The 25,516-nt window shown below is 59.4% G+C and carries 30 protein-coding genes; 15 read left to right on the forward strand and 15 right to left on the reverse strand.

Translation table 11 applies throughout. From position 1 onward, the window contains the following. Positions 1 to 9: 9 nt before the first annotated feature. A complete protein-coding gene (locus AT6N2_RS02040; RefSeq protein WP_209088071.1) occupies positions 10 to 930 on the reverse strand; it encodes a methylenetetrahydrofolate reductase in 921 nt (306 codons plus the stop codon). Positions 931 to 1,019: 89 nt separating this feature from the next. Beyond that, positions 1,020 to 1,796 carry a formyl transferase gene (locus AT6N2_RS02045; protein WP_209089587.1) on the reverse strand — a complete coding sequence of 259 codons (777 nt, stop codon included), beginning with the start codon at positions 1,794 to 1,796 and terminating at the stop codon, positions 1,020 to 1,022. Positions 1,797 to 1,987: 191 nt separating this feature from the next. Between AT6N2_RS02045 and AT6N2_RS02050 the strand changes: the two genes are divergently transcribed. Further along, a complete protein-coding gene (locus tag AT6N2_RS02050; RefSeq protein ID WP_004442283.1) occupies positions 1,988 to 2,149 on the forward strand; it encodes an entericidin A/B family lipoprotein in 162 nt (53 codons plus the stop codon). Positions 2,150 to 2,256: 107 nt separating this feature from the next. Next, entirely contained in the window at positions 2,257 to 3,021 is a 765-nt protein-coding gene (locus AT6N2_RS02055) for a phosphodiester glycosidase family protein (protein WP_209088074.1), read from the forward strand. Positions 3,022 to 3,030: 9 nt separating this feature from the next. On the opposite strand, the gene AT6N2_RS02060 is transcribed toward AT6N2_RS02055, so the two are convergent. Next, the gene (locus AT6N2_RS02060) at positions 3,031 to 3,381 is read right to left on the reverse strand and encodes a hypothetical protein (protein WP_209088077.1); all 351 of its coding nucleotides are present in this window, start codon (positions 3,379 to 3,381) and stop codon (positions 3,031 to 3,033) included. A gap of 271 nt (positions 3,382 to 3,652) precedes the next feature. After that, positions 3,653 to 3,943 carry a hypothetical protein gene (locus AT6N2_RS02065; protein WP_209088080.1) on the reverse strand — a complete coding sequence of 97 codons (291 nt, stop codon included), beginning with the start codon at positions 3,941 to 3,943 and terminating at the stop codon, positions 3,653 to 3,655. A gap of 93 nt (positions 3,944 to 4,036) precedes the next feature. On the opposite strand from AT6N2_RS02065, the gene AT6N2_RS02070 reads away from it, so the two are divergent. Next, the gene (locus tag AT6N2_RS02070) at positions 4,037 to 5,440 is read left to right on the forward strand and encodes an L-serine ammonia-lyase (protein WP_209088083.1); all 1,404 of its coding nucleotides are present in this window, start codon (positions 4,037 to 4,039) and stop codon (positions 5,438 to 5,440) included. Positions 5,441 to 5,505: 65 nt separating this feature from the next. Then, a complete protein-coding gene (locus AT6N2_RS02075; protein ID WP_209088086.1) occupies positions 5,506 to 5,940 on the forward strand; it encodes a DUF1489 family protein in 435 nt (144 codons plus the stop codon). Positions 5,941 to 6,021: 81 nt separating this feature from the next. On the opposite strand, the gene AT6N2_RS02080 is transcribed toward AT6N2_RS02075, so the two are convergent. The 3 genes from AT6N2_RS02080 to AT6N2_RS02090 form a co-directional block, all read right to left on the reverse strand. Further along, positions 6,022 to 6,630: a transglutaminase-like cysteine peptidase gene (locus AT6N2_RS02080; RefSeq protein WP_063948808.1), complete on the reverse strand. Its 609-nt coding sequence runs from the start codon at positions 6,628 to 6,630 to the stop codon at positions 6,022 to 6,024. 664 nt (positions 6,631 to 7,294) lie between these two features. Then, on the reverse strand, positions 7,295 to 7,912 hold the full coding sequence (locus tag AT6N2_RS02085) for a PilZ domain-containing protein (protein WP_209088089.1): 618 nt from the start codon (positions 7,910 to 7,912) through the stop codon (positions 7,295 to 7,297). A gap of 176 nt (positions 7,913 to 8,088) precedes the next feature. Further along, positions 8,089 to 8,646: a PAS domain-containing protein gene (locus AT6N2_RS02090; protein WP_209089588.1), complete on the reverse strand. Its 558-nt coding sequence runs from the start codon at positions 8,644 to 8,646 to the stop codon at positions 8,089 to 8,091. Positions 8,647 to 9,000: 354 nt separating this feature from the next. Here AT6N2_RS02090 and AT6N2_RS02095 point away from each other — a divergent pair, with 354 nt between their 5' ends. Further along, positions 9,001 to 9,738, forward strand: a complete 738-nt coding sequence (locus AT6N2_RS02095) for a rhomboid family intramembrane serine protease (protein ID WP_209088092.1) — start codon at positions 9,001 to 9,003, stop codon at positions 9,736 to 9,738. Positions 9,739 to 9,892: 154 nt separating this feature from the next. Next, positions 9,893 to 10,327: a CBS domain-containing protein gene (locus AT6N2_RS02100; RefSeq protein ID WP_063948812.1), complete on the forward strand. Its 435-nt coding sequence runs from the start codon at positions 9,893 to 9,895 to the stop codon at positions 10,325 to 10,327. Between the two features lie 190 nt (positions 10,328 to 10,517). Here the strand turns inward: AT6N2_RS02100 and AT6N2_RS02105 are convergent, their stop codons facing one another. The 3 genes from AT6N2_RS02105 to folE form a co-directional block, all read right to left on the reverse strand. Continuing rightward, complete coding sequence (locus tag AT6N2_RS02105) at positions 10,518 to 11,456, reverse strand: patatin-like phospholipase family protein (protein WP_063948813.1); 939 nt, start codon at positions 11,454 to 11,456, stop codon at positions 10,518 to 10,520. Positions 11,457 to 11,552: 96 nt separating this feature from the next. Then, a complete protein-coding gene (hisI, locus tag AT6N2_RS02110) occupies positions 11,553 to 12,005 on the reverse strand; it encodes a phosphoribosyl-AMP cyclohydrolase (protein WP_063948814.1) in 453 nt (150 codons plus the stop codon). Positions 12,006 to 12,032: 27 nt separating this feature from the next. Beyond that, a complete protein-coding gene (gene folE, locus AT6N2_RS02115) occupies positions 12,033 to 12,659 on the reverse strand; it encodes a GTP cyclohydrolase I FolE (protein WP_063948815.1) in 627 nt (208 codons plus the stop codon). Positions 12,660 to 12,941: 282 nt separating this feature from the next. Here folE and AT6N2_RS02120 point away from each other — a divergent pair, with 282 nt between their 5' ends. The 4 genes from AT6N2_RS02120 (at position 12,942) to thrS (ending at position 16,401) form a co-directional block, all read left to right on the forward strand. Then, on the forward strand, positions 12,942 to 13,388 hold the full coding sequence (locus tag AT6N2_RS02120) for an iron-sulfur cluster assembly scaffold protein (RefSeq protein WP_209088095.1): 447 nt from the start codon (positions 12,942 to 12,944) through the stop codon (positions 13,386 to 13,388). A 3-nt stretch (positions 13,389 to 13,391) separates the two neighbouring features. Next, entirely contained in the window at positions 13,392 to 13,751 is a 360-nt protein-coding gene (gene yidD, locus AT6N2_RS02125; protein ID WP_144574018.1) for a membrane protein insertion efficiency factor YidD, read from the forward strand. Then, entirely contained in the window at positions 13,748 to 14,272 is a 525-nt protein-coding gene (locus tag AT6N2_RS02130) for a DUF1697 domain-containing protein (RefSeq protein WP_209088097.1), read from the forward strand. The genes yidD and AT6N2_RS02130 overlap by 4 nt, the downstream gene beginning before the upstream one ends. A gap of 125 nt (positions 14,273 to 14,397) precedes the next feature. Then, complete coding sequence (gene thrS / locus AT6N2_RS02135) at positions 14,398 to 16,401, forward strand: threonine--tRNA ligase (RefSeq protein ID WP_209088100.1); 2,004 nt, start codon at positions 14,398 to 14,400, stop codon at positions 16,399 to 16,401. Between the two features lie 251 nt (positions 16,402 to 16,652). Here the strand turns inward: thrS and AT6N2_RS02140 are convergent, their stop codons facing one another. Continuing rightward, positions 16,653 to 17,633, reverse strand: a complete 981-nt coding sequence (locus AT6N2_RS02140) for a hypothetical protein (protein WP_063948819.1) — start codon at positions 17,631 to 17,633, stop codon at positions 16,653 to 16,655. Positions 17,634 to 17,743: 110 nt separating this feature from the next. On the opposite strand from AT6N2_RS02140, the gene AT6N2_RS02145 reads away from it, so the two are divergent. The 3 genes from AT6N2_RS02145 (at position 17,744) to AT6N2_RS02155 (ending at position 20,200) form a co-directional block, all read left to right on the forward strand. After that, positions 17,744 to 18,325 carry a nitroreductase family protein gene (locus AT6N2_RS02145; RefSeq protein ID WP_209088102.1) on the forward strand — a complete coding sequence of 194 codons (582 nt, stop codon included), beginning with the start codon at positions 17,744 to 17,746 and terminating at the stop codon, positions 18,323 to 18,325. Next, entirely contained in the window at positions 18,325 to 18,936 is a 612-nt protein-coding gene (locus tag AT6N2_RS02150; RefSeq protein ID WP_209088105.1) for a flavin reductase family protein, read from the forward strand. Before AT6N2_RS02145 ends, AT6N2_RS02150 begins: the two co-directional genes overlap by 1 nt. A 109-nt stretch (positions 18,937 to 19,045) precedes the next feature. After that, entirely contained in the window at positions 19,046 to 20,200 is a 1,155-nt protein-coding gene (locus tag AT6N2_RS02155) for a DUF2336 domain-containing protein (RefSeq protein ID WP_209088108.1), read from the forward strand. Positions 20,201 to 20,257: 57 nt separating this feature from the next. On the opposite strand, the gene AT6N2_RS02160 is transcribed toward AT6N2_RS02155, so the two are convergent. Further along, the gene (locus AT6N2_RS02160; protein WP_063948823.1) at positions 20,258 to 20,665 is read right to left on the reverse strand and encodes a hypothetical protein; all 408 of its coding nucleotides are present in this window, start codon (positions 20,663 to 20,665) and stop codon (positions 20,258 to 20,260) included. Between the two features lie 107 nt (positions 20,666 to 20,772). Here AT6N2_RS02160 and AT6N2_RS02165 point away from each other — a divergent pair, with 107 nt between their 5' ends. Further along, positions 20,773 to 21,228 (forward strand): GNAT family N-acetyltransferase, encoded by a 456-nt coding sequence (locus AT6N2_RS02165; RefSeq protein WP_209088111.1) that lies wholly within the window; start codon positions 20,773 to 20,775, stop codon positions 21,226 to 21,228. A gap of 168 nt (positions 21,229 to 21,396) precedes the next feature. Here AT6N2_RS02165 and AT6N2_RS02170 read toward each other — a convergent pair whose 3' ends face one another. Continuing rightward, complete coding sequence (locus tag AT6N2_RS02170) at positions 21,397 to 22,632, reverse strand: AI-2E family transporter (protein ID WP_209088114.1); 1,236 nt, start codon at positions 22,630 to 22,632, stop codon at positions 21,397 to 21,399. A 228-nt stretch (positions 22,633 to 22,860) separates the two neighbouring features. Here AT6N2_RS02170 and AT6N2_RS02175 point away from each other — a divergent pair, with 228 nt between their 5' ends. Then, on the forward strand, positions 22,861 to 24,594 hold the full coding sequence (locus AT6N2_RS02175) for an ABC transporter ATP-binding protein (protein WP_209088118.1): 1,734 nt from the start codon (positions 22,861 to 22,863) through the stop codon (positions 24,592 to 24,594). Positions 24,595 to 24,610: 16 nt separating this feature from the next. Here the strand turns inward: AT6N2_RS02175 and AT6N2_RS02180 are convergent, their stop codons facing one another. Together AT6N2_RS02180 and AT6N2_RS02185 are read right to left on the reverse strand one after the other, a co-directional pair. Continuing rightward, on the reverse strand, positions 24,611 to 24,832 hold the full coding sequence (locus tag AT6N2_RS02180) for a hypothetical protein (protein ID WP_063948826.1): 222 nt from the start codon (positions 24,830 to 24,832) through the stop codon (positions 24,611 to 24,613). A gap of 126 nt (positions 24,833 to 24,958) precedes the next feature. Then, positions 24,959 to 25,324 (reverse strand): VOC family protein, encoded by a 366-nt coding sequence (locus AT6N2_RS02185; protein WP_209088121.1) that lies wholly within the window; start codon positions 25,322 to 25,324, stop codon positions 24,959 to 24,961. Positions 25,325 to 25,516: the final 192 nt, after the last annotated feature.

Genomic DNA, 25,516 nt, shown 5'->3' on the forward strand with positions numbered 1-25,516 from the left:
TATCACTCGCTATCCCGTCATCGAATCCGGTGACAAGGCGTGGGCGGTTGGGTCCCTTTTCCAACTTCCGCGTTGAACCAGCCAGTCGGCTGAATTCTGCAGGCCGCCGAAGGGGAAGACGTGAATTTGCTGAATCGGCCCTTGCGTCTTGGCGCGCCAGTGACGCTCAATCGGGCCCACCACACCTTCCGGCGAATGGCCTTTTGCAAGCGTCGTCAAGGACAGCGCGTTTTTCTTGAGATAGGCGATGGAATTGCCGACCCCGCAGAGGGCGGCATATTTCAGAAGCGTCGTGATTTTGGCCGGGCCAGACACACCGATATGAACCGGCAAATCGATGCCGGAGAGGGCGAGCCCTTCCGCCCAGGCGATAAAACGGCCGGGATCGAAACCGAACTGGGTGACGATGCGCATGTCGGCGTTCGTCCGTTCAGCAAACTCGCGTTTCAGCTTCAGAGCGTTTACGGCAATATCGTCGCTGAAGTCCGGGCTGCCCTCCGGGTGGCCGGCAATGGCGATCTGCGTGATACCGCAACTGTCCAACAGGCCCGTCGAGAGCAGGTCCATGCTGGATGCGAAGGGTCCCACGGGCCGGTCGACGCCACCGCCGACAACAAGGACATCGGTCACGCCCGCTTCGCCCGCCAGCCGCTTTACCTGTTCCTCAAATCCTGCGCGGGAGGGAAGGCGCCGTGCTGCGAGATGCGGCACTGGCATATAACCCAGGTCGCGCAGATGCGCTGCGGCTTGCACAAGCTTTTCCTGCGAGGCCGCCCCGGTATCGGTAAGATAGACCCGCACACCTTTCGGAAAAACACCGGATAGATCAGTCGCGCCGAGCACCTGCGCGGGCGAGGCTTCGATGGAGGCGGGGATAGCGGACGTGGTGACGTTATCGGGCAATTTGTGCATGTTCCTTTTTATTATCATGCACGGATTTCAGGGCGAAGTCTGTAGTTGTTGCGGCAAGACAGGCCTGCATCTGCGACGAAGCTCGCTTGCCGCTGCCTCCACGGCCGTCACCAGATTCGTTTCGTCAGGCCGTTCCAGAGCCATGTCCAGATCGTCGGCGGAAACCGCAGGACGGATCGGCCGTGGGAAGGTGGCTGTGGCGAGAGGCTGCCGGAAAATGCGTCTTCGATGGCGCTGATGGCGATATCGACCGAACCCGCCGTCAGAAGCAGCGGGTAGGTGGCGATGGTGTCGGAAGAGGAGGGTTTCAGCCGCTTTTCATAAAGCGTTGCGCCGGTATCGACGCCCTTGTCCACCAGATGCACGGTTGCGCCGAAGTTACCGCGGTCCTTTTCCACAAGCGCCCAATAACCGCCCATCTGGCCGCGATAGGCAGGGTTGATACCGGCGTGGAAATTGATGACCGGGCAGCGGAGGGAACGCAGTGTCTCTGCCGTCAGAAGGCGGCAGGAAATGGTGAAGATCACCGCCGGTTCCAGCATATTGGCGGCCTTGCGGCATTCCTCGTCATTGAGCGAGGTAAAGCGAGTAACGGGAATGTCGGGAGAGAGGTCTGCGACAAGACCGTGCTCGGCGATGATCTCACCGCTTCTTCGGGCGGCGACACGTTTGCCAAGCCGGGAAGCGATCATCGTCGCCATCTGGCCGAGAGCAACAACCCAGCCGAGCCGCCGCGCCCGTCGCTTCAGAATGGCAGATTTGCCTTCCGGCTCTTCCAGGAACACGTGAATATCCGGGAACTGCGCTGAGAGCGCGTTGATCATGACATTGGGGTTCACGCCGCCCGCCGTCATCACCAGGAGCCGTTTGTTGAATTCGGTCATGTCGCCCACGGAAGTTATCCTAAACCTGCACTGCTGCTGGAGTGTCGCCTGTGAAGTTCAAAACCATGTTAATTTTCATCGACGGGATTTTTTGAAACGCCGCTGGAACCGTTTTTTTGGACTCACGTTATTGTGACGCACATCACATCGGCGCTTGCCGTGGACGGCAAGTCATAGGGGAGTTGTTTCACATGATCACACGTATTCTTTCTACCGTTTTCGTGGCTTTGCTGACCGTTGTCACCCTGAGCTCCTGCGGCAATACCATCCGTGGTATGGGCCGCGATACGGCAAACGCCGTTGATGCAACGCAGGACGCCGGACGCAGCGTCGACCGCGCCGCCCGCCGCTAACACAAGCTCCCCTCTCGGAAAGGTGTTACCCGAAAAGTCGGGTGACGCCTTTTCTTTGTCCTGATTTGCCTGTGAGTGTTCGCCCGACGAGAATCAGGTGGGCGGTCATGATGTATTCGATGAAGAAACTGGCGCAGGTGCTGCTACCGTTGTTATTACCGTTTTCGGCGCAGGCAGCCGGGCAGGCGGATTTTTGCAAGACCATCGATCATGCCGGCGGGCGCTATATCGTTTGCAGTTTCGATCCGGCAAAAAGCACCATCCGCATCTATGACCGCGACCCTGTCTCCGGGCAGGGATATCGCAGCTTCGCCGATCTGTCGTCGGCCCTGTGGCGACAGCATATGTTCAGCGTTTTCGCCATGAATGGCGGCATGTATCACTCCGACTATTCCCCCGTCGGGCTTTTCGTCGAAAACGGCATGGAGCGGTCGCGCATCATTAGCGGCGGCGGCTGGGGAAATTTCCATCTGCTTCCCAACGGCGTGTTTTATTTAAAGGGTGCGGCCGCCGGCGTTCTGGAAACGCAAGCCTATCTGGCGGCCGATCCCAAGCCCGATTTCGCCACCCAGTCCGGGCCGATGCTTGTCATCGACGGTAAGCTTCACCCACGTTTCCTGCCCGATAGCGACAGTCTGAAACGGCGCAATGGCGTCGGTGTCTCCCGCAACGGCATGGTGCATTTCGCCATTTCCGAAAACACTGTCCGTTTTTACGATTTCGGCACGCTGTTTCGGGATGTGCTGGATGCGCCAAATGCGCTTTATCTCGACGGCACTATCTCCAGTGTCGATATCCCTGCCATGAACCGGCGGGATCAGCTATTCCCGATGGGGCCCATCATCGCCGTGGTCGACCGTGTGCCGGACTGACCGGAAACGTCAGATCGGTGCCTTGGGATAGGCTTTTTCAAGCCCGGCCGATGCCGTCAGCCCCTTTCGGAAAGAAAGATAGGCAGGATGCTGGCTGGCCTTGGCCGTTTCCGCCAGACGGATTTGCAGGCGGGCGGGGGCATTGCTGCCGAGCCATTCGCCTGCGGCTTCAAGTTTAAGGCTGTTGAGGAAGCGCGCATTGGCCTGCTGGTCGAGGTAGAGATTGATGCCGGCCAGTAAATTCTCGTCCTGCACCGCATTTTCCATCAGTAACGAAACCCACGCCTTGTCCTCACTTGTGAGCGCCGTCAGTTTTGACGCGACCGTATCTCTGTCGGGAAAGGAAGAAGCCTGCTGCATGAAAGACTCGCCTCGTTGCTGTTGGCATCGTCGATAGAGCAGGGGCTGTGGCCTTTCAAGACAGCGTGCGCGCGGCCGGTCAAAATTCGACCGCTGCGTGCCGAGCAGGCTCCTCTTCAACAGGGGTTTGTGGAAAAGCTTTAAATAACGGTTACACTTTAGCCTAAATTGCGGCGACACCGACAAACGTCCATCTTTGGGACAGTCCTGTAAGGCTTTGTTTTTTCACATACCTATGCGCCGCGCGAATGGCAGACCGTCAAAAACGCCTTCATTTAGCCGCTTTTTGCATTTGCGTTCCGCGCCGGATTTTAATAAATGCTTGCTCCAACGGGCCGGGTCTTGAAGATCCCCCGGAGAGTGAATAGCTGGAGTAATCATGGAAGAAACCGCTCAGAAATCCTGCTGGGGCGTCACCTTGCGCGCACTTGCAGGCTTTGCCGCTTTTCTCGCATTGACGTACATTTTTGGCAGCCCATAAGCATCTCTCCTGAATGACGGGTTTTTGAAACGGCGCGGTTTTCCTCTGGAAACCGTGCTGTTTTCGTTTCAGGACCTTCATGTCGCAGCTGCAAAAGCCGGTGCCGCTCTTTTATGGCGATCCGTTTCAGCTTTGGATATGATGCGGTGGAATCCATGACGCAGGGTATATTTCATGTTTCTTTCGGTCTTCGACGTTTTCAAGATCGGCATCGGTCCGTCCAGTTCGCATACGATGGGGCCAATGACGGCCGCCAACCGTTTCCTGGCGCTTATCCTCAGTGACGAGTGGCCACGTCCTTCGGGTGCTGCCGTGGCGCAGCTGAATGTCAGCCTGCACGGCTCGCTTGCCTATACGGGTATTGGCCACGGCACGGGGCGTGCCGTCGTTCTGGGCCTCACGGGTGAGCAGCCCGATCTCGTCGATCCCGACGCGATGGATGCGATCATCGAGGGCGTCGAGAAGGCGGGCACGGTGACGCCGCCCGGCCATCCCTCTTACGTTTTCCGCCCGGCCGAAGATCTGGTGTTCGACAAAAAGAACCCGTTGCCCGGCCATGCCAACGGCATGACCTTCTCCGCCTTCGACAATCAGGGCCGGCTGCTCTTGAAGCGAATCTATTATTCCGTCGGCGGCGGTTTTGTCGTCACGGATACGGAGCTGGAGGCAATCAAGCAGCGCGGCAAGACCATCGATAATGGCCCACGTGTACCCTATCCGTTCGGGACGGCGCGGGAAATGCTCGAGATGGCGGCCCGTTCCGGCCGCACCATCGCCCAGATGAAGCGGGCCAACGAGGAAACGGTTGTTTCCCGCGAGGAGCTGAACGCGCGTCTCGACCAGATCTGGGACGCCATGAACGGCTGCATCGAACGCGGCCTGAAAGTGGATGGCATCATGCCGGGCGGCCTTAAGGTTCGCCGCCGCGCCCGCTCCATTTACGAAAAGCTGAATGCGGAATGGCGCAGCAACCGGTTGAACCCGGTCATGGCCAATGACTGGCTCAGCGTCTACGCGATGGCGGTCAACGAGGAAAACGCCGCCGGCGGCCGCGTCGTTACCGCGCCCACCAATGGCGCGGCCGGTGTGGTTCCGGCGACCGTGCGTTACTTCCGGCATTTCCACGAGGATGCGACGGTTGACGACGTGCGCGACTTCCTGCTGACGGCGGCCGCGATCGGCGGCATCATCAAGCACAATGCCTCGATTTCAGGCGCGGAAGTCGGCTGTCAGGGCGAAGTCGGATCGGCGGCTGCCATGGCGGCTGCGGGTCTGGCCGCGGTCATGGGGGGCTCACCCGAACAGGTGGAGAATGCTGCGGAAATCGCGCTCGAACATCATCTCGGCATGACCTGCGATCCGATTGCGGGCCTCGTTCAGGTGCCCTGCATCGAGCGCAATGCGCTCGGCGCCGTCAAGGCGGTGACCGCTGCGTCGCTGGCGCTGAAGGGCGACGGCCAGCATTTCGTGCCGCTCGATGCCTGCATCGAAACCATGCGTCAGACCGGCAACGACATGAGCGAGAAATACAAGGAAACCTCCACCGGCGGCCTCGCCGTCAACGTTGTGGAGTGCTGAGTGTGCCGGGCGGCAGGTGTCCTACGGATGCTTGACGCCCGCCGCAAAAAGGCATTGATAGGGGCATGCCTCTACATCTCATCAAATTGTGCGTCGGTGCGGATTCCATCCAGGACTTGAGGGACTGGGTCGCGCACCGTTCGCTGACAGCCATTGCCGCTGGCCTTGAGCCGCACAGTGTCCACACCACCCGGATGATCCCGAAACGGGTCGAGGAACTGCTTGAAGGCGGTTCGCTCTACTGGGTGATCAAGGGACAGGTGCAGGCCCGGCAGAAGCTTCTCGATATCCGCTCCTTCAAGGGGGAGGACGGTATTTCCCGCTGCGACCTCGTTCTTGGCCCGGAGGTCATTGAAACGTCGCCGGCACCCAAGCGGCCGTTTCAGGGCTGGCGCTACCTTCAGGACACGGAAGCGCCGCGTGATCTCGGCGGTGGCACGGGCGGTGAAGACATGCCTTCCGATCTCCGGCGTGAACTGGCCGAGCTTGGCCTGCTCTAACGGTGTCGGAGCAAAAAGAAAAAGCCGGCCCTTCGCACAGGCCGGCTTTGTGATTCTGGGGAGACGGGACGGTTACGGCGGTCAGTTGATCCCGCCGACCGCCGTGGTGGCGCGGCCATCCTGAATCTTCACCCAGCGACCGGGGTTGGCGCTGTCCTGACGCTTCAGGTAGGTGTATTCGGTCTCAGACCAGTTCATGACCTTGTTGCGCATGTTGTCGAGAATGAAGTCACCGCGATCCGTGCGCACGGTCAAAACGGCGTGGCCTTCGCCATTCGGCTGCAGAACGACCGTTATCAGCAGGTTGGACGCGGAGAAGCCCTTGTTCATGAGCATCTTGCGCTTCAGAAGAACGAAATCTTCGCAATCGCCGACTGTGGTCGGATAGGCCCAGCGCTCTTCGACACCATAGATTTCCATGTCCGTCATCGGCGTGATGGTGGTGTTGACGGTATAGTTGACGTCGAGCATCGTCTTCCAGCGCTCTTCGTTCAGCTTCATCGGCCCGGTATCGAGCGAAGTCGGCTGGCACTCGCTCTGATAGGTCTGGCAGAATTCATAATGGCCGATTGGCGGATTGGCCTTGCCGATGACGCGCATGCCGGCGGCGGGCGATGCGCTTGCCTGATGTGCGACGGCGCTGACGACGAATGCGATCAGGGCGAATACGAAACGGTGGTTCTTGTTCATTGCTTGTCTCCCCGTGGTGAGGAGACATTCGCAGCTATATTTTGACCCGTCGGAAATTTGCGTGGCGCAATTTGAGCTTAAATTTCAGCAAATTAGCCGTTGTTTTGAATTGTATTTGAGTCAGTTTTTACGCTTATTCGAGGCAAATTTTATTACAATTTTACGCATCATGATCTTAGGTTTTTGGTAGTCATTTAGCGCGCTGAATAAACAGCGATTTTTAGATCCGGATGGCTCTGGCGGCAATACGCGACTGGCCCCGCTCCGTGTAACGGGAGTGCGAATTCCCGTTATGGGATGGTTGTCCCATGCTGAAACAAGCGCGAAAATCGGGCAAAAAAAATTCAAGAAAATTCGCATTTTTTACGGAAAAAGATGTGCGGAGGGCATTTGGATGGCCTTCAGACCGCGAAGGATCCGCGTTGGGCGAGGGGATGGGTCGTGAGAAGCGCGCCACTTCGTGCGGCTCGGACACCTTCGTGAGCGGTAATGTGTAAAGCGCTCGAAAGCCAGATGCGCCAACGAGGCTGCAATCGTGGTGGCTCAGCAAGGGGGTGCGTCTTGCGGTGCAGGGATCGTCCGGGTTTGGCAATGATGTCAGGCGAGCACCCGCGATAAAACGCTACGCGTTTCTGGTGCGGGAAGACTGTCGTCTTTTATACGCTTAGAGAAACTCGATCAGCGCGTCGGGCGACTGCACCCTGTCGAATTCAACAGCGACACCTTCCATGAAGTGACGCACGATTTTGCCGCTCATGTTCTTGCCAAGCTGCACGCGGGTACCGAGCGGCGGCCGGTTTTCAATCTCTATGGCGGCGCCGGAAAGGGAAAGGTCGATAAGCCGGCAGGCGACGAGTTTGCCGTCTTCCAGAACGAGCTGTGCCCTTGCATTGCGTGGCGTCAGGCGGTCATGGCGGCGGTCTTCCGGCAGTCCGAGCAATTGGCGCTTGGCGATCCAGGCGAGCTGGGCTGCGAGCTTTTCCCGCTTGCGCTCCGGCGCGTTTATGGAGATGAGGAAGCCGGAAGCGGTAAGGGAACTCACCGTGCCTTCAATACGGCCGATATGTTGAAGATAGGCGATCACGCGGTCGCCGCGCCGGGCAATGGCCGAGCAAGTGAACTGCGCCTTTTCGGCGGTCATCTCGGTGGCGGTGCAATCATATTCTTCGTGGTCGGGCAACATGAGGCGGCCGGTGAAAGACACACGGACCGCATCGTCAAGCGGAGCTTCCTCAACCGGGCGCTGAATTTGGGCGGTGTTGACCGAGCGGGACGAAAACATGGGCATCGCAATTGTAATGAATGATGATGCCTCTTTCTAACGCGTGCCAGTTAACAGACTGTATTGCCTGATATCTACAATTTTTCCATTTAAGGCAATGATGGCAGTATTGACCTACTTTATCATTCTCCATGGCGGCGCACATTGTTTGATGTCGCCGCCATGCTCGAACTGTGTCACAGCCGTCCTGCGAAAGGAGCGGCCGTCGCGCTGGTGCTGGACGTTCGGTCTTTGGGCGCCACGTCCAGACGCAAGAGCCTGCTGCTTTTCATGGAGAGGTATCGGATCGGCGTCGAGAAATTCACCCGTGGTCTTTCAGCCAGGAGGGCGCCGAGTAGCCTTGGGGCGGTGTCCATCTCTGTCAGCAGCGGCAAAAGGAGCATTTCATACGCCAGGGGCGCGGCACCGTGCTCGTCTTCGGCTTCGACGTCGAAAATCACCGGCAACTGGTGTTGCAGGATACCGCGCGCAACGCGGCAGGGGAAAACGGCATTGGCCTCATTCCACAGTTCAGAAAAAGGACGGTCCCGCAATTCCCGGCCAAACAGGTCGCACAGACGCGTGCCGGCGAGGCGGAAATAGGGCGTATTCTCTCCCTTGTCCGTCAGAATGAAAAGATCGCCAAGGTGATGTTTCAGTTTTGTGGGGTCTATGTCCTCGCGGCGAGGGGCTGAGCGCTTACCGCGCAGGTCATCCCAGTACGCATATATGTCCAGTCCGGCCATGCTCTTCATAGCATTTCTCCATGTTCGCTTCTGGGACATCATGTCCATCCGAACGTCTGCATCTGGAGGAGTAGCGATTTTCGTGCCAGACGGATCCGTTAAGGTTAACAAGGGGTTGATATTGAATAGCCGCGATAGCCGTGGCATCGGCTCGGGCATGTCGGGGAAAGCTCCGTCAGCACAATTTCACGCGGGGCTGCCGGTCAGGTTCGGCGCACGCAAGCCGGACCGCTTCCTGCCCGGCGCCCTTTTCCGCTTGCGGCACGGGCGTCGCGCAAGTGAAAAGCGGGACGGCTTTTTTTTCGTTCGAGCTTCCTATATTGCTCGGGGAACACAACATTCGACCAAGACAGGGATGGGATCATGTCCTACGAGGACGGCGAACAGCCGCCGGTTTCGGGAACGCCGGAACCGAAAGACGACGCGAACGCTCCCGTCTTTAACCTGCCGTCGCTGTTGGTCGGCATTCTGGCCGCGCTGATCATCGCTTATGTGGTTCCTGCCTATCTGCTGTCGGAGGAAGGCAATGGCTGGTTCGTCTTCACCTTTGGCTTTATCCCGCTGCGTTACGCTGTCCCTTTTTCGCAGCAGGGGCTGGAGTGGCTCTGGACGCCTGTCACCTATTCTTTCCTGCATGGCGGCATCGAGCACATTCTCTTTAATGGATTATGGCTGATGGCTTTCGGAGCGCCCGTCCTGCGCCGGATCGGAACAGTGCGTTTCGTGCTGTTATGGGGCATTTCCGCCGCCGTTTCCGCTTTTGGACATGCGGCGCTGAACTGGGGTGACGCGACGGTGCTGATCGGTGCGTCTGGCGTGGTTTCGGCACTGATGGGGGCGGCCTGCCGCTTTGCGTTCCCCGCGCGCGGTGGATATAGCGCGTCCTTCGGCCATCTCATGCCGCGGCAGAGTATCTTGGGGGCGCTCCAGAACCGGACGGTGCTGATCTTCACGCTGATGTGGCTCTTCGGCAATGTTCTGATTGCCGTCGGCGTACCGCTGTTTGGCGATGTGGGCGGCCAGATCGCCTGGGATGCCCACGTGTTCGGTTTTCTCCTTGGCTTTCTGTTCTTCGGCCTTTTTGATCGACCGGTTCGCTAGGCCGATCACGCTCCTTGTCGGAGGCGGCGCAAATTTGCTGATGCGCGTCCCATCCGGGATTGCATTCGCACGGGCCTCAGCGCACCATACTGCATGATTTGCAACCGCCGGGGGAGACTGCGGCACTGCCAATCGCTGCAAAGAGGAGGAAGGCATGGCAACATTCGTGAAGGATCTACTCGACCGCAAGGGCCGGGACGTCGTGACTGTCGGTCCGGATGTCAGCATCGGCGAGGCGGCGGGCACGCTGCATGCGCACAAGATCGGCTCTGTCGTCGTGACCGACGCGGATGGTGTGGTTCTCGGCATCTTCACCGAACGCGATCTCGTCAAGGCCGTGGCAGGCCAGGGCGCGGCTTCCCTGCAGCAGTCCGTTTCTGTCGCCATGACAAAGAACGTCGTGCGCTGTCAGCACAATTCCACCACCGATCAGCTGATGGAAATCATGACGGGCGGACGCTTCAGGCATGTCCCGGTTGAAGAGAATGGCCGCCTTGCCGGCATCATCTCCATCGGTGACGTCGTTAAGGCGCGGATCGGTGAGATCGAAGCCGAAGCCGAACAAATCAAGGCTTATATTGCTGGCTGATCCTGCGTCCCGGCTTGCATTGGCTGAACAAGCGTCAGCCTCGGGCCGGGGACTGTCTTTCGAGAAACTGGATCAGGCGATTCGTGTCGGATACAATATTTTCGTCGGCAGGCGGCAGGATGGAAATCGACCAATACATGGTTTCACCACAGTTGGTTTTTCGTCTATCCGTTTCGCGCTTTAGCAGTACCTAGCGCCGGAATGCCTGCTGCATGCGCTCAAGTTCGGGAATACGCGAACGTGTTTCCTCGTAACCTCTGTCGATGGCTTCGCTGGCGCGGTGGAATTCCGAGAGGCCGATATCGTTGATGCGCGGATGCAGCATCAGGTCGGGTGGGTCACCTGCCAGACGCGAGCGCGAGATGCGGTCCTGAATGATGTTGAAGGCCTGTACCATGACACCCGGCAGGCCGGGACGCGGTGCCGTTTCAACCGGTGGCGTGCCGGCGCCAGGCGGAGAGGCGGCGTGTTTGACCACGGCAGAGCGCCCGAAAAGATCGTAGTTGAGATTGACGGCGACAACCAGCGCCTGCTCATAGGCACGGCAGACGGAAACCGGCACGGGATTGACGAGCGCGCCGTCGATCAGCGTGCGGCCATTGCATTGCACCGGTTCGAAAATGCCCGGCAGCGCATAGGAGGAGCGCAGGGCGGTGACGAGATCCCCCTGGTGGATCCAGACCTCGTGGCCGGTGCGCAGCTCCGTGGCAACGGCAATGAAGGGGTGCTCGAGACTTTCGACGCGCAGGCCTTCCAGATGCTCCTGCATGCGCTTGGTCAGCCGCATGCCGCCAAAAAGGCCGCCGCCGCCAATGGTCAGATCGAGCAGACCGGCGATGCGGCGCATTGTCAGCGAGCGAGCGAATTCCTCCAGCTCATCGAGCTTTCCGGCGAGATAACACCCGCCCACCAGCGCCCCGATCGAGGTCCCCGCGATCATGCCGATCTTGACGCCAGCCTCGTCCAATGCACGTAAGACGCCAATATGAGCCCAACCGCGGGCGGCACCGCCGCCGAGCGCAAGCGCTATCCGATGTTTGTCGACAAGCTGGGTGACGGGTGGTTCGTTGCTGGTGGCTTCAGGATTTCCCGTTGCAAGCGGATTGTGACGATTTCCCCATCCCAACATTGATCGCACTCCCTGCCTGCCTTTCAGGTTCCGCTCCAAATCCCCGGAACTCACTGTATTGGTAGCAAATCGGTGCGACCGATGGAAGGTCGTCGTTTATTCGCTGGAATAGGTGGTTGCCGGGTCGAAATGCCTGACATCGTCGAGGATGCGGGTCTTCGCCTGGCCATCGACGAGTTCAACCGACCGGTAAAAGCAGGAGCGACGACCGGTGTGGCAGGTCGCATCATGGCCGGCGACGGAGACCTTCAGCCAAACGGCGTCCTGATCGCAATCGGTGCGGAATTCCTTCACCGTCTGCAGGTTGCCTGATGTTTCGCCCTTCTTCCAGATCTTGTCGCGGGAGCGGCTGTAATAATGGGCAATGCCTGTTTCAAGCGTTAGCGCCAGGGCCTGCGCATTCATATGGGCGACCATCAACAATTCGCCGTCGCGCACATCGGTCACGACCGCTGTTACGAGGCCGTGAGCATCGAATTTCGGCGAAAAGAGACCGGCATTTTCGAGAACTTCCTTGTCCGCAGGCGCGGAGGGAAACGAAATGGACATTGCTACCCCGAAGGAAAGGCGGAACCCTTAGCGGTTCCGCACCATGGTCATGAAGCGCACCTGTTCGGCCGGGTCGTTCTTGAACGTGCCGGTGAAGCTGGTGGTGAGCGTCGTGGAGCCCTGCTTGTTGACGCCGCGCATGGACATGCACATGTGTTCGGCGTCGATCATGACAGCGACACCGCGCGGTTTCAGCGTTTCTTCGATCGAGCGAGCGATCTGCGCCGTCATGTTTTCCTGCGTCTGCAGTCGGCGGCCGAAGATTTCAACGACGCGGGCGATCTTCGACAGACCAAGCACGCGCCCGGCCGGAAGATAGGCGACATGCGCCTTGCCGACGATCGGCACCATATGGTGTTCGCAATGGGAGAAGAAGGGGATGTCGCGCACCAGCACCACATCGTCATAACCGCCGACTTCCTCGAAGGTCGTGCCGAGTACGTCCTGAACATTCAGCTCATAACCGGAAAACAGCTCGCGATAGGCTTTGGCGACGCGCTTGGGCGTGTCCAGAAGACCTTCGCGGGCAGGATTTTCTCCGGCCCAGCGCAAGAGAACGCGCACTGCTTCTTCCGCTTCAGCCTGGCTCGGGCGAGCTTCTGCCACGTCGGGTTTTGCGCCAGCGCCGGGGAAATTCTTCACGATCGCATCCATTTTGTCTCTCCCGATGCGGGTAAAGGCCGCACCTGAATTCGTTTTTCATCGCGAACTCATGTTCGCAGTTGCTGCTATCTGGTTGTTTTATAGCATTTTGGCAAGGCCGATGCTGTTTTTTCGGTATCGGAGCCGTTAATTTGGTCACGGCTTGATGTCCAGAAAGCTCGTTAGCATATAATGAGAATGAAGGGCAGAAAAGCTTCACTGCGACAAACGCTGTGTTAGAAAAATCTGACCTGTCCTGTTTTGGGCATTTTCGATAGCGCCGGACACCTGACGATGGACGACATCTACAATAACCGCATTCTGGACTTCGCCGGGAACATTCCGCTGATCGGCATTCTCAAAGATGCCGATGCAAGCGCCGAGAAACACTCGCGTCTCTGCGGCTCTAAGCTTAAGGTCTATCTCAAGGTCGAAGCCGGCAGGGTGACGGATTTTTCGCACGAGGTGCGCGCCTGTGCGCTGGGTCAGGCCTCCGCCTCCATCATGGCACATCATGTCATCGGCGCTACCAGCACGGAAATCCGAAAGGCGCGGGAAGATATGCTGGCGATGCTGAAACAGGGCGGCGAGGGCCCTACCGGCCGCTTCGAGGATATGCGGGTGCTTTCCCCTGTCCGCGATTTCAAGGCCCGCCACGCCTCCACCATGCTGACCTTTGAGGCCGTTGTCGATGCGCTGGACCAGATCGACGGGCGGCCCGCGCTCAACGTCGCGGGTTAGGGGATGTGCGGCGAACCGGACTGCCGGCACCCGCAGACGGCGGTAAAAGGCGGCCGAACCCGCAACTGGACGGGCCGTTTTGCCAAAACTCCGGGGCGGCTTTTCGGCGTCGGTTTCATCCGGCTTTATCAATTGACCCTGTCCGGCTTCATCGGCAACTCCTGCCGCCACATCCCGACCTGTTCCGAATATGGTTATGAGGCAATCGCCCGTCACGGCCTCTGGGCTGGCGGCTGGATGACACTGTTTCGCGTGGCGCGTTGCGGACCCGGCGGCAAAAGCGGTCTCGACCCGGTGCCGGAAGCGCTCGATGACAGCCGGCGGTGGTGGATGCCGTGGCGTTACTGGAGCCTGAAGCGATGAACGAATATGTCGCTTTGCTACACAGCATCGTGCTTGGGCAGGGCAAAAGGCTGATCATGGCGGATTTGAAAGCCTTGGCGGCAGAACTGGGCTTCATTGATTGCAGGACGCTTGTCGCAACCGGAAATCTGGTTTTCCGTGCGCAGGCAACACTTGTTCGCGGGATCGAGGACAGGCTGGAGCAAGCCTTCGAAAGCCGGTTCGGAAAACATGTCGATATTATTGTTCGTTCAGGTGACGACTGGCTGACCTTGGCGGCGAATAATCCGTTTCCGCAAGGCAATCCGCCGGATGTCTGCGTTAGGGTCATGCGGGAGCCGCTGGATGACACGGCGCTCGACCTGCTCCAAAAATATCGCCGGCAGGAAGAGATCGCTGTTGTCTCCGGCGATTTATGGATCGATTTTCGCGGCAAGCCAAGCGAAAGCCGGCTGCTGCCGGTCTTGACCACAAAGCGGCTTGGTGTCGGCACGACCCGCAACGCCAATACGGTCAACGGCCTTTCGGAAATGCTTCGCTAAGCGGCCTTCGCCTTTGACTGCAATCGCAAAAGCCTTTATCAGCCTGCGTGCCCGTGCGAAATCGGGCGATTTTTATTCCAACACCACCCGCATTCGTTGGCGGGACTGGACAGGAGCACGAGACGATGTCTGAAGCCATTTCCCTTACATTTCCCGATGGATCGGTCCGCAGCTACGCGCCCGACACGACCGGCCGCGAGGTTGCCGAATCCATTTCCAAATCGCTTGCCAAGAAGGCCGTCGCCATTGCGCTCGATGGCACGCTACGCGATTTGTCCGAGACCATCACCGATGGCAAAATCGAGATCGTCACGCGCGACGACAAGCGAGCGCTGGAGCTCATCCGCCACGATGCCGCCCACGTCATGGCCGAGGCCGTGCAGGAGCTTTGGCCCGGCACGCAGGTGACGATCGGCCCGGTCATCGAGAACGGTTTTTATTACGACTTTGCCAAGAACGAGCCTTTCACGCCGGAAGATCTGCCGAAGATCGAAAAGCGCATGAAGGAGATCATTGCCCGCAACAAGCCGTTTACGCGCGAAATCTGGTCGCGCGAAAAGGCCAAGGAAGTGTTCGCCGCCAAGGGCGAGAACTACAAGGTCGAGCTGGTCGATGCCATCCCGGAAGGGCAGGACCTGAAGATCTATTACCAGGGCGACTGGTTCGATCTCTGCCGTGGTCCCCATATGGCTTCGACGGGTCAGATCGGTACGGCCTTCAAGCTGATGAAGGTGGCCGGCGCCTATTGGCGCGGTGATAGCAACAATGCGATGCTGTCGCGCATCTACGGTACCGCCTGGGCGACGCAGGAAGAGCTGGACCAGTATCTGCATGTTCTGGCCGAAGCCGAAAAGCGCGACCACCGCCGCCTTGGCCGCGAAATGGACCTGTTCCATTTCCAGGAAGAAGGTCCGGGCGTCGTGTTCTGGCATGGCAAGGGCTGGCGCATGTTCCAGACGCTGACGGCCTATATGCGCCGGCGGCTCGCCAACACCTATCAGGAAGTCAACGCGCCGCAGGTGCTCGACAAGTCGCTGTGGGAAACTTCCGGTCACTGGGGCTGGTATCAGGAAAACATGTTCGCGGTAAAATCCGCCCATGCCTTTACCCATCCCGATGACGAGGAAGCCGATCAGCGCGTCTTTGCGCTCAAGCCGATGAACTGCCCCGGGCACGTGCAAATCTTCAAGCATGGCTTGAAGTCCTACCGGGAAATGCCTGTCCGTCTTGCGGAATTTGGCACTGTGCACCGCTATGAGGCTTCCGGTGCTCTGCACGGCCTGATGCGCGTTCGCGGCTTTACGCAGGATGATGCGCATGTCTTCTGCACGGAAGAGCAGATGGCGGCGGAATGCCTGCGCATCAACGATCTGATCCTGTCGGTCTACGAGGATTTCGGCTTCAGCGAAGTCGTCGTCAAGCTCTCCACGCGCCCAGAAAAGCGTGTCGGTTCCGACGACCTCTGGGATCGCGCCGAAAGCGTGATGATGGACGTTCTGAAAACCATCGAGGAGCAGTCGGAAGGCCGCATCAAGACCGGCATCCTGCCGGGCGAGGGCGCGTTCTACGGGCCGAAGTTCGAGTATACGTTGAAGGACGCCATTGGCCGTGAATGGCAATGCGGCACGACGCAGGTGGACTTCAACCTGCCGGAACGCTTTGGGGCCTTCTATATCGACCAGAACTCGGAAAAGACGCAGCCTGTCATGATCCATCGCGCCATCTGCGGTTCGATGGAGCGTTTCCTCGGCATTCTCATCGAGAACTTTGCCGGTCACATGCCGCTGTGGTTCGCCCCGCTGCAGGTCGTGGTCGCCACGATCACCTCGGATGCCGATGATTACGGTCGCGAAGTCGCCGAAGCGCTGCGCGAAGCAGGCATGGCGGTCGAGACCGACTTCCGCAATGAGAAGATCAACTACAAGGTCCGCGAACACTCGGTGACCAAGGTTCCTGTCATCATCGTCTGCGGTCGTAAGGAAGCGGAAGAGCGCACCGTCAACATCCGCCGTCTCGGTTCGCAGAACCAGACATCGATGTCGCTGGAAGAGGCGATCACCAGCCTCGTGGATGAAGCAACACCGCCGGATGTGAAGCGCAAGCTTGCGGCGAAAAAGCAGGTTGCGTGATAGTGACGACGGCCCCTTCGGGGGCCGTTTTCGTTTGTGGGGACGTCAAGTGATGGTGATACCGGCGGCATGAGCTGAAAATCTACACTCTGTCACCCCGGACTTGATTTGGGGGCAGCGCGATCAAGTCCTTGATCGCGGGAGACTTTCTTCACGGCGCAGGCGCGCCGTGGCTGGATGCCGGAACTAGCCCGGCGTGACGGATGAGAGGTTTCGGATCTATTGCTGGCGTCGCGGCCGGCTCAACCGGGCTACTCAAAATCCCCGGACATCTCTTCCGGCGCCTGATCCTTCATCAGCACTTCCACGTCCGAATCCCGGCCGGAGGTCACCTTGAAATTGCGCTGGTACACCTTGTCCTTATTGCGGGCAATGGCGGTATATTCACCTTCGGCCAGAACCATGGTCGAAAAGGCGCTCACGCTTTCGTTGACGACGTCGCCGCCGCCGTTCAGCACCGACCAGGCGGTATCGGCAATGGCTTCGCCGCCCGGTTCCGAGACCAGCTTGAGAGTAATCTGGGCTGCCTGGTGCTGCAGCGTCGCTTCGGTCAGCTTGCCTGCTTCCACCTGAATATCGGCGCGCACCACCGCGTTGACATTGCCGTATTCCGAAACCACGTGATAGGTGCCAGCATTGAGCCGCACGATCGTGTTGGGCTTGATATCGGCCATGACGAGGCCGCGTTCGCCGTCCGGCCGCGCATCCGAGGAATAGACGGAGAATTTCAGTTGGTTGCCGGAGATCTGCTTGTCGGACCCTGCCACGGCGTTCAGTACGAATCCGCCGGCGTCGAGAACCAGAACCTGTTTCTGCACGTTGCCGGAAGCCGGCACGTTGAGCTTCTTGGTGACGCCGGCGCGGCCGAAGGCGACGTTGACGAAATATTCGCCCGGGACGAGGTGGAATTCGGCGGAACCGCCCTCGGAACTTGCCAGCATCGGCAACTTGCCGTCAGCGCCGGGAATAGGGCTGAAAACGCGCCAGGAAAGGCCTTCCCGTACCGCTTCGCCTTCGCTGGTCAGCTTGGCTTCCATGGCGATATCGCGGGCCGTGCTTGCGGGCGCATTGGGGGCGGAAGGGGCTGTGAAGGCGTTGAGCTTCGGCATTTTTGGCGTGCCGCCGAGCTGTTTGAAGTCCTTGAAGGCATCCTGCGCCAAAGAAGCCTGTGCTAAAGCGCTGATCGCGGCGCATGCGATGGCCAGACGTGCCGCGATTTTGAATGCCGACATTTTCGATACCGATTGACTTCTTGATTTTCCCGCCTCACTTCAAAACCAATGCCGTGGCTATTTCAAGGCCCATGTTTTCGCAATGACAGCAGAATGGAAAGTTTTTGATCATGACCAGCGATATCAAGCTCCTCGATTACCTCAAGGTTCGCCGCTCCACGCCGGCCCTGCAACTTGCCGAACCGGGACCCTCGACGGCGCAGATCGAGGACATGCTGCGCCTTGCCGTGCGCGTTCCCGACCATGGCAAGCTCGCTCCCTGGCGTTTCGTTGTGTATCGCGGCGAGGAGCGTGTGCGCCTCGGAGAGACGGCACTCAGGATCGCGCTCGAGAAGAATCCCGAACTCGACCTTCAGCAGCAGGACGTGGAGCGGACGCGCTTCACCCGCGCACCTGTTGTGATCGCCGTTATCAGCACCGCCAAGCCGCATTTCAAAATCCCCGAATGGGAGCAGGTCATGTCTGCGGGCGCCGTTTGCCTCAACCTCATCTTCGCTGCCAATGCCACCGGTTTTGCCGCCAACTGGCTGACGGAGTGGTTTGCGTTTGACCCGGCCTTTCTGTCGGAAACCGGCGTCAGCGCGGACGAAAAAATTGCGGGTTACATCCATATCGGCTCGACGGTATTTCCGCCGGTGGAGCGTCCCCGGCCGGACCTTGCCGATGTCGTCACCTGGGTCGGGGATGTGTGATGTTCTACACCACGGATACCAACCAACACGGCCTGCCCCATGATCCCTTCAAGGCGATTGTCGCACCGCGGCCGATCGGCTGGATCGGATCGAAGGGCAGGGATGGCTTCATCAATCTGTCTCCCTATTCCTTCTTCAACGCGGTCTCGGACCGGCCAAAGCTCGTCATGTTTTCCTCCAGCGGCCGCAAAGACAGTCTGCGCAATGTGGAGGAGACTGGTGTCTTCACCGCAAACCTCGTCAGCCGGCATCTCATCGATCATATGAATGCCTCTTCCGCGCCTGTGGCCTATGAGATCGATGAGTTCCAGCTTGCCGGGTTGACGGCCGTCGCCGGCCGGGTCGTGGACGCGCCCTATGTGGGCGAGGCTTTTGCCGCTCTCGAATGCCGCGTGACGCAGATTCAGCAACTGACGGATATCGAGGGGGAACCATCCGACTCCTGGATGGTGATCGGCCAGGTCATGGGGATTCATATCGATGAGACGATCATTCGCGATGGCCGTATCGATATGGGCCTTGCGCGCCCTGTCGCGCGCATGGGCTACATGGACTATAGCGATGGCGGCACAGATGTGTTCCAACTGCAGCGGCCCACGGCGGCGCGGTGACCATAGGCCTATCGCGGCAAGGTTAAAGTTTATGGTGAACCAAACGTAAACCATTTGCGCCTAGAACTTATACATGGCGGCGGCGCGGATGCCGTCACCCGTTGTATGAATGTGTTTCGAGGCTCCGGTGATCGTACAGGCATTTCTTCGCTGGTCTGAAAAGGCTGGATCGACTGAGCGGGCGAAGGCCGCCTATGCGCTCGGTCGCACCTATCTCCAGTCCGATCTGGCGCCGGAAAACCGCGATGCCGCCTATATGACCATGACCTACCTGCTGGACGACCCGTCGCCCCGGGTAAGGCTTGCGCTTGCCGAAGCGCTCGCCGACGCGCCCGATGCGCCACGCGCCATTCTCGTCTCACTAGCGGAAGATCAACTGGAAATCGCCTGCACGGTGATTGCCCGCTCCCCCGCTCTCAGCGAAGCCGATCTGGTTGATATCGCTGCCCGCGGCGAAAGTCTTACGCGCTCGCTCATCGCAGCGCGTCCCGGCTTGGCGCGCGGTGTCTGCGCGGCTCTCGCCGAAGTGGGGGATTTGCCCGAAACCGTCATCATGCTTGAAAACGATCAGGCCTTCATCACGCCATTTTCACTACGGCGCATTGCCGAACGCCATGGCGGCGACGCGGATATTCGTGACCTTCTTTTGCGCCGGGAAGAACTGCCGGCGGATGCGCGCCATCTGCTGGTGCGCCGCATCAGCGATGCGCTTGCCGGCTCGTCGCTCGTTCACGCGATGATCGCACGTCAGCGCGCCGAAGGCCTCTTCCGGGAAGCGGAAGATTCCGCCACCATTCTGATCGCTTCGAACGTTTCTTCATCCGAGTTGCCGTCGCTGGTGGAACATCTGCGCCAGCGCCTGGAATTGACGCCGGCGCTGCTGATCCACGCGGTCTGTTCAGGTCGTCTTGAGTTTTTCACGGCGGCGATGGTCAATCTGTCCGGTCTCGATGACCGCAAGGTGCGCGCCATTCTGGCGACGGGGCGGCCGCATGCGCTGAAGGCGCTATTTCAGTCGGTCGGCCTGTTCGGCGATGTCGTCGGTGTCTTCATCGAGGCGACGATGATGTGGCGGCGTGCGGCCCGCTCCCAGGTTCCGGAGGCGCCGGCCTCCGTCTCGGCGGAATTGCTCGCCCATTTCCGCGATGTCGACGGCTCCGAAGCACTGTTCGAATTGCTGCATGCCGTGCGAAAGCTTACCCTGACCGAGGAGAGGCAAAAGGCGCGGCATTATGCCGAAGCCCTGACCGTCGATGCGGCGTAAACAGCCGGACCCATTACTTTATGGCGACGGCAGGCACGCTTTGCCTTCGCGCCCCAATCACTTGTCAAACCGCTTGGCGATCCACGAATAGCTGTTTTCAACCATCCTGACGGGCGTGCCCAAGAGGTGCTTGATGCCTTCGGTGGAAGGCAGGATGCGGCTGACGCGGCTGATTGCCTGCCTGGTCAAGCTTTCTTCTTCCTTCGGTGTCACTTCCACCGCTGCCTGGGGCGCGGCTACAGGCGGCTGCGCGCCTGCCGTCTGCGGGGTCTGCTCAGGAGGCGTCTGGCAAACGGCGACCACGACGGGATAGGACGCATTTGCGAAGCGCTCCAGCTCCTTTTCCGACACGGCGTCGCAGAGCTCGATGCTTGTCCAGCGCTGCTGCGAGGTGGCAAGGTAATGGCAGTCGGTGGCGCTGTCGTCGCAGCCGAGGAAGGTCATGAGAACGAGGGCTGTTTTCATGGTGCGTGGTTGCCTCTGTCGGGAATATTGCTCTAAAACCTCATCTATCTCGATTGCAGTGACATTACGACGAAAGACGCATTTTCTGAAAGAAAGCAGGCATACCAGTGGCCACCGAAATCAAGCTTGAAACCCCGAGGCAGGGTGCGGTTCTGCGCCTCATCGATCTTTCCAATACCTATATGGCATCGCTTTATCCCGCCGAGAGCAATCATCTGGTCGATATTGGCGCGCTGGAAAAAGAAAATGTCTCGTTTTTCGTGGCGCGGCACGATGGCCGGGTGGTCGGCTGCGGTGCGCTGGTGGAGGCTGGCGACGGCACGGCCGAGGTCAAGCGCATGTTCGTCGATCCCGATGCCCGCGGCCTGCGCATTGGCAAGCTGATCATGGATACGATTATCGACCGCGGTATCGAACGCGGCCTTTCCGCTATTCGGCTTGAAACCGGCATCAGCCAGCCGGAAGCAATCGGTCTTTACCGGAAGGCGGGGTTCGTCGAGATCGAGGCCTTCGCGCCCTATAAGCCCGATCCGCTTAGCCTGTTCATGGAGAAGGTGCTTTAGGGCCTGCGGCCTGGATCCGTGTCGATCTGTCATCCAGCCGGTCCAAGCCTTGGGATGAAACGAGTCTCGCGCGCGCCATGCGCGTCCGCTGGATACCGGCTCGAGGCCGGTATGACGTAGCGATCGCGTTACACTATCGAGCGAGACAACACACGTCGGTGTCGCCGGTCAGAAAGCGGCTTTTCGGAACGCCGTCTTTTCATCGTTGCCATCGTCGCGCGACACAACCTCTGCGACCGTATCATCCTGCGTGGGGGGCGGAGGCGGTAGTTCGGTGACGGCGGCGGAGAGTTCGACCTCCCGCACCCATTCTCGCCAGATGGCCACAAGCAGCGCCATCAGCACCGGGCCGATGAAAAGCCCGAGGAAACCCATGGTCTTGACACCACCGACCAGCCCGAAAAAGGTGGGCAGGAAGGGTAGCTTGATGGGGCCGCCGACGAGCTTGGGGCGGATGGTCTTGTCGACGATGAAAAGCTCTACCGAGCCCCAGATGAACAGGGCCAGCCCGTGGGCGGGCGAGCCGCTGGCGACAAGATAGACCGATACCAGCGTGAAGGAGAGCGGAGCACCGCCTGGAATGAGCGCCATGACGCCGGTGAGAACGCCGAGCGTGACGGGCGAGGGGACGCCGGCGATCCAGTAGGCGATGCCGAGGATGATGCCTTCGCCGATGGCGATCAGTGTCATCCCGGTGACCGTGGAACTGATGGTGGCGGGCACGACGCGTGAAATCCGTTCCCACCGCGTCGGCAGAATGCGCTCGCCCACAAGATCGACCTGACGGGTGAAACCGGCGCCGTTTCGGTAGACGAAGAACAGCGCGATCAGCATGAAGAGCAGCGTCAGCACCAGATGAAACGCGCCGTTGCCGGCGGCGAGGATCGCCCGGTAGATGTTGCCGATATTGGCGCCGCTGACGAGCTGGATGACCTCGCCTATGGCGCCGGGGGTGCCGATGTATTTCACCCACTGTTCGCCGAGCCAGGGGCCGATGGCGGGAAGGGCGGCGATCCAGTCTGGCACGGGGGCGCCGGTCTTGTTCACATGCACGGCCCACCCGAACCACTCGCGGATTTCACTTGCCGTATAGGAAGCGGCAATGAAGATCGGCACCACGAGGAAGGCGATGATGAGCACAATGGCGATGGTGGCGCCGAGGGTGGTGTTGCCGCCAACCTGCCGCAGCAGGCGGGTGTACACCGGCCAGCTGGCGAAACCGATGACGAGGGCAGCGAGAACCGGAACCAGGAAGCCGTGGAAGAAATAGATGCCGGCCAGCGCAACGAGAACCAGAAGCCAGCGCGCCGCCGAGATAGGCGGGATCAGGGCGATCCGCGTCGGGCTGGCGGGGCCAAGCCATCTCGGTTCGCCACTCTGCTTACGGCTGTCACTGTTACTCACGGCAGGCTTTTCTCCCAGTCTCCCCTAGGGGCGCATTCATTTTGTCATACGGCTACATATAAGTGCAATATGACGCGTTCACATTACCGTTGTGTGTTTATTGTGTAGGCTATTGAAGGATTTTGGTAAAAATAGCGCATCAGCCTTGGCTCGCGCATTGAAATATGACAATTGAACTCCGAATTTTTCGCGGTGTCCGATCGCCGCGCCCGATCTCCAGGTCATGCCATGCTTCGCCGTTTCTTTGCCTATTACCGCCCCTATCGCGGCCTGTTCATTCTCGATTTTTCCTGCGCGGTCCTTTCGGGCGTGCTCGAACTCGGCTTTCCGATGGCGGTCAAGGCCTTCGTCGATGTGCTTCTGCCGGGCGGTGAATGGGCGATCATTCTTGCCGCCTCCGTCGGGCTTCTGCTTATCTATGTGCTGAATACCGGGTTGATGGCGACAGTCACCTATTGGGGACACATGCTCGGCATCAATATCGAGACCGATATGCGCCGGCTCGCTTTCGATCACCTGCAAAAGCTCTCTTTCCGCTATTTCGATAACCAGAAGACCGGTCATCTCGTGGGTCGGCTCACCAAGGATCTGGAAGAGATCGGCGAGGTGGCGCATCACGGCCCCGAGGATCTGTTCATCGCCATCATGACCTTTATCGGCGCGTTCCTGCTGATGCTCTCGGTAAACGTCCCGCTCGCTCTCATCACGGCCGCCGTGGTGCCGGTCACTGCCTGGGTTACCAGCCGTTATGGCGGCCGCATGACGCAGAATTTTCGCGCGCTCTATGGTCGTGTGGGCGATTTCAACGCGCGGATCGAGGAAAATGTCGGCGGTATGCGGGTGGTGCAGGCCTTCGCCAATGAGGATCACGAGAGGGCGCTGTTCGAAAAGGACAACCAGAAATACCGCCGTACGAAGCTCGACGCCTACAAGATCATGGCGGCCAGCACCTCGCTGAGCTATATGAGCATGCGTCTGACACAGATGATCGTGATGATCTGCGGCGCATGGTTCGTGCTGAATGGCGACCTCACGGAGGGTGGCTTTGTCGGCTTCCTGCTTCTGGTCGGCGTATTTTTCCGGCCGGTGGAAAAGATCAATTCTGTCATCGAGACCTACCCGAAGGGCATCGCCGGTTTTCGCCGCTTCACCGAGCTTCTCGATACTGCGCCCGATATCGTCGATGCGCCCGATGCGGTGGACGCGCCGTTGCTGCGCGGCGATATCGAATACCGCCATGTCGGCTTCGGTTATGCCGAGGGCAAGCAGGTTCTCAGCAATATCGACCTGAGGATCAGCGCCGGCGAGACCGTGGCTTTCGTCGGCCCGTCGGGTGCCGGCAAGACGACGCTCTGCTCGCTGCTGCCGCGTTTTTATGACGTGACCAGCGGCGCGATCACCATTGACGGCATCGATATCAGAAAGATGAAGCTCGCCTCGCTGCGCAATCAGATCGGCATCGTGCAGCAGGATGTGTTCCTGTTCGGCGGCACGATCCGCGAGAACATCGAATATGGCCGGCTTGGCGCTTCAGACGAAGAGATTATGGATGCCGCTAGGCGCGCGCGGCTGGACGGCGTCATTGAGGCCATGCCGCTCGGGCTCGATACCGTTATCGGTGAGCGCGGTGTCAAATTGTCCGGTGGGCAGAAGCAGCGCCTCGCCATTGCGCGCATGTTCCTGAAGAATCCGCCCATCCTCATTTTGGACGAGGCGACATCGGCGCTCGACACCGAAACCGAACGGGCCATCCAGCAATCGCTGACGGAGCTTGCCAGGGGGCGCACGACGCTTGTGATCGCCCACCGGCTGGCGACGATCCGGGATGCGTCGCGCATTGTGGTGGTGGACCAGACGGGCATTGCCGAGACAGGTGCGCATGCGGAGCTGCTGGCCGCCAAGGGCCATTATAGCCGCTTGCACGAGGCACAGTTCAGCGGGCATCTCGCGGGCCTCAGCTGACCGGCCCGGATGTCCTCTAACCTTTCGCTGCCTGTTCTTCGACAATGCCGGGGTTTGGCTCCGGCTTGCCGGGATGGCTGCTGACGAGGTATCCCATGGCAACCGCGGCCGCGACGACGAAGAGCAGCAGGACGCCGCTGATCGTCATCAGCCACTCGCGGGGCTTCTTGTGCCCCATGATGTAGTTCGGCCACCGGCTTGGATGGTTCACCACGTCGTTATTCCGGTGTTGTCGCATGAACTTCCCCAGATTTAAGTGTTTCGGTGAAAGATCAACGCCAGCGCTCCCGCGACTGTTCCGTTTGGGCGGCGAACAGGTGATGACAAGGACGTGAGTCCGGTGATTTGGTCTCGGGAAGGCCGATCAGGCAGATTGAATGGCGATCCGGTTTCCCTCGCTGTCAGAAATTTCTGCGACGAAGAGGGCGTCATTCACCAGGGTTTTGGGAAATAGAAGCTCGCTACCATTGGCAAGGGCTCTGGCAATAACATCGTCCACATCAGCGACACTGAAATAGACGATCGCTCCATCTCGCGTCGGCACATAGGCCGGGCCTTCAGCAAGCGCGGTACTGGCGCCATTGCTGTTTTTGTCAAAAGGGAAATAGGCCATTCTGCTATCGTGGATCGCGGCGATTTCGGCAAAAGGTACATCAAAAACAGCGCGATAGAAGCGGATCGCCCGATCAAGATCGGTCACGGGGATTTCGACATGGGCGACAATATTCACGCGCTTCTCCTCAGCCAGACTGACGCACTTTTCAATTTCTGATGGCGCCGATCTTTCTAGCGATGGCTGACATGGCGAGGCAATGGCGCGCGGTGTCGAGTAACGACATTGTCAATCGTCCAGCATCCTCGTGACCGGTCGCAGTGCCGGGAGAGGGCGCTACGCACGACATGCGGCGTCAAAAGTCAGCTT

This window comes from Agrobacterium tumefaciens (assembly GCF_017726655.1).
Lineage (GTDB): Bacteria > Pseudomonadota > Alphaproteobacteria > Rhizobiales > Rhizobiaceae > Agrobacterium > Agrobacterium tumefaciens_B.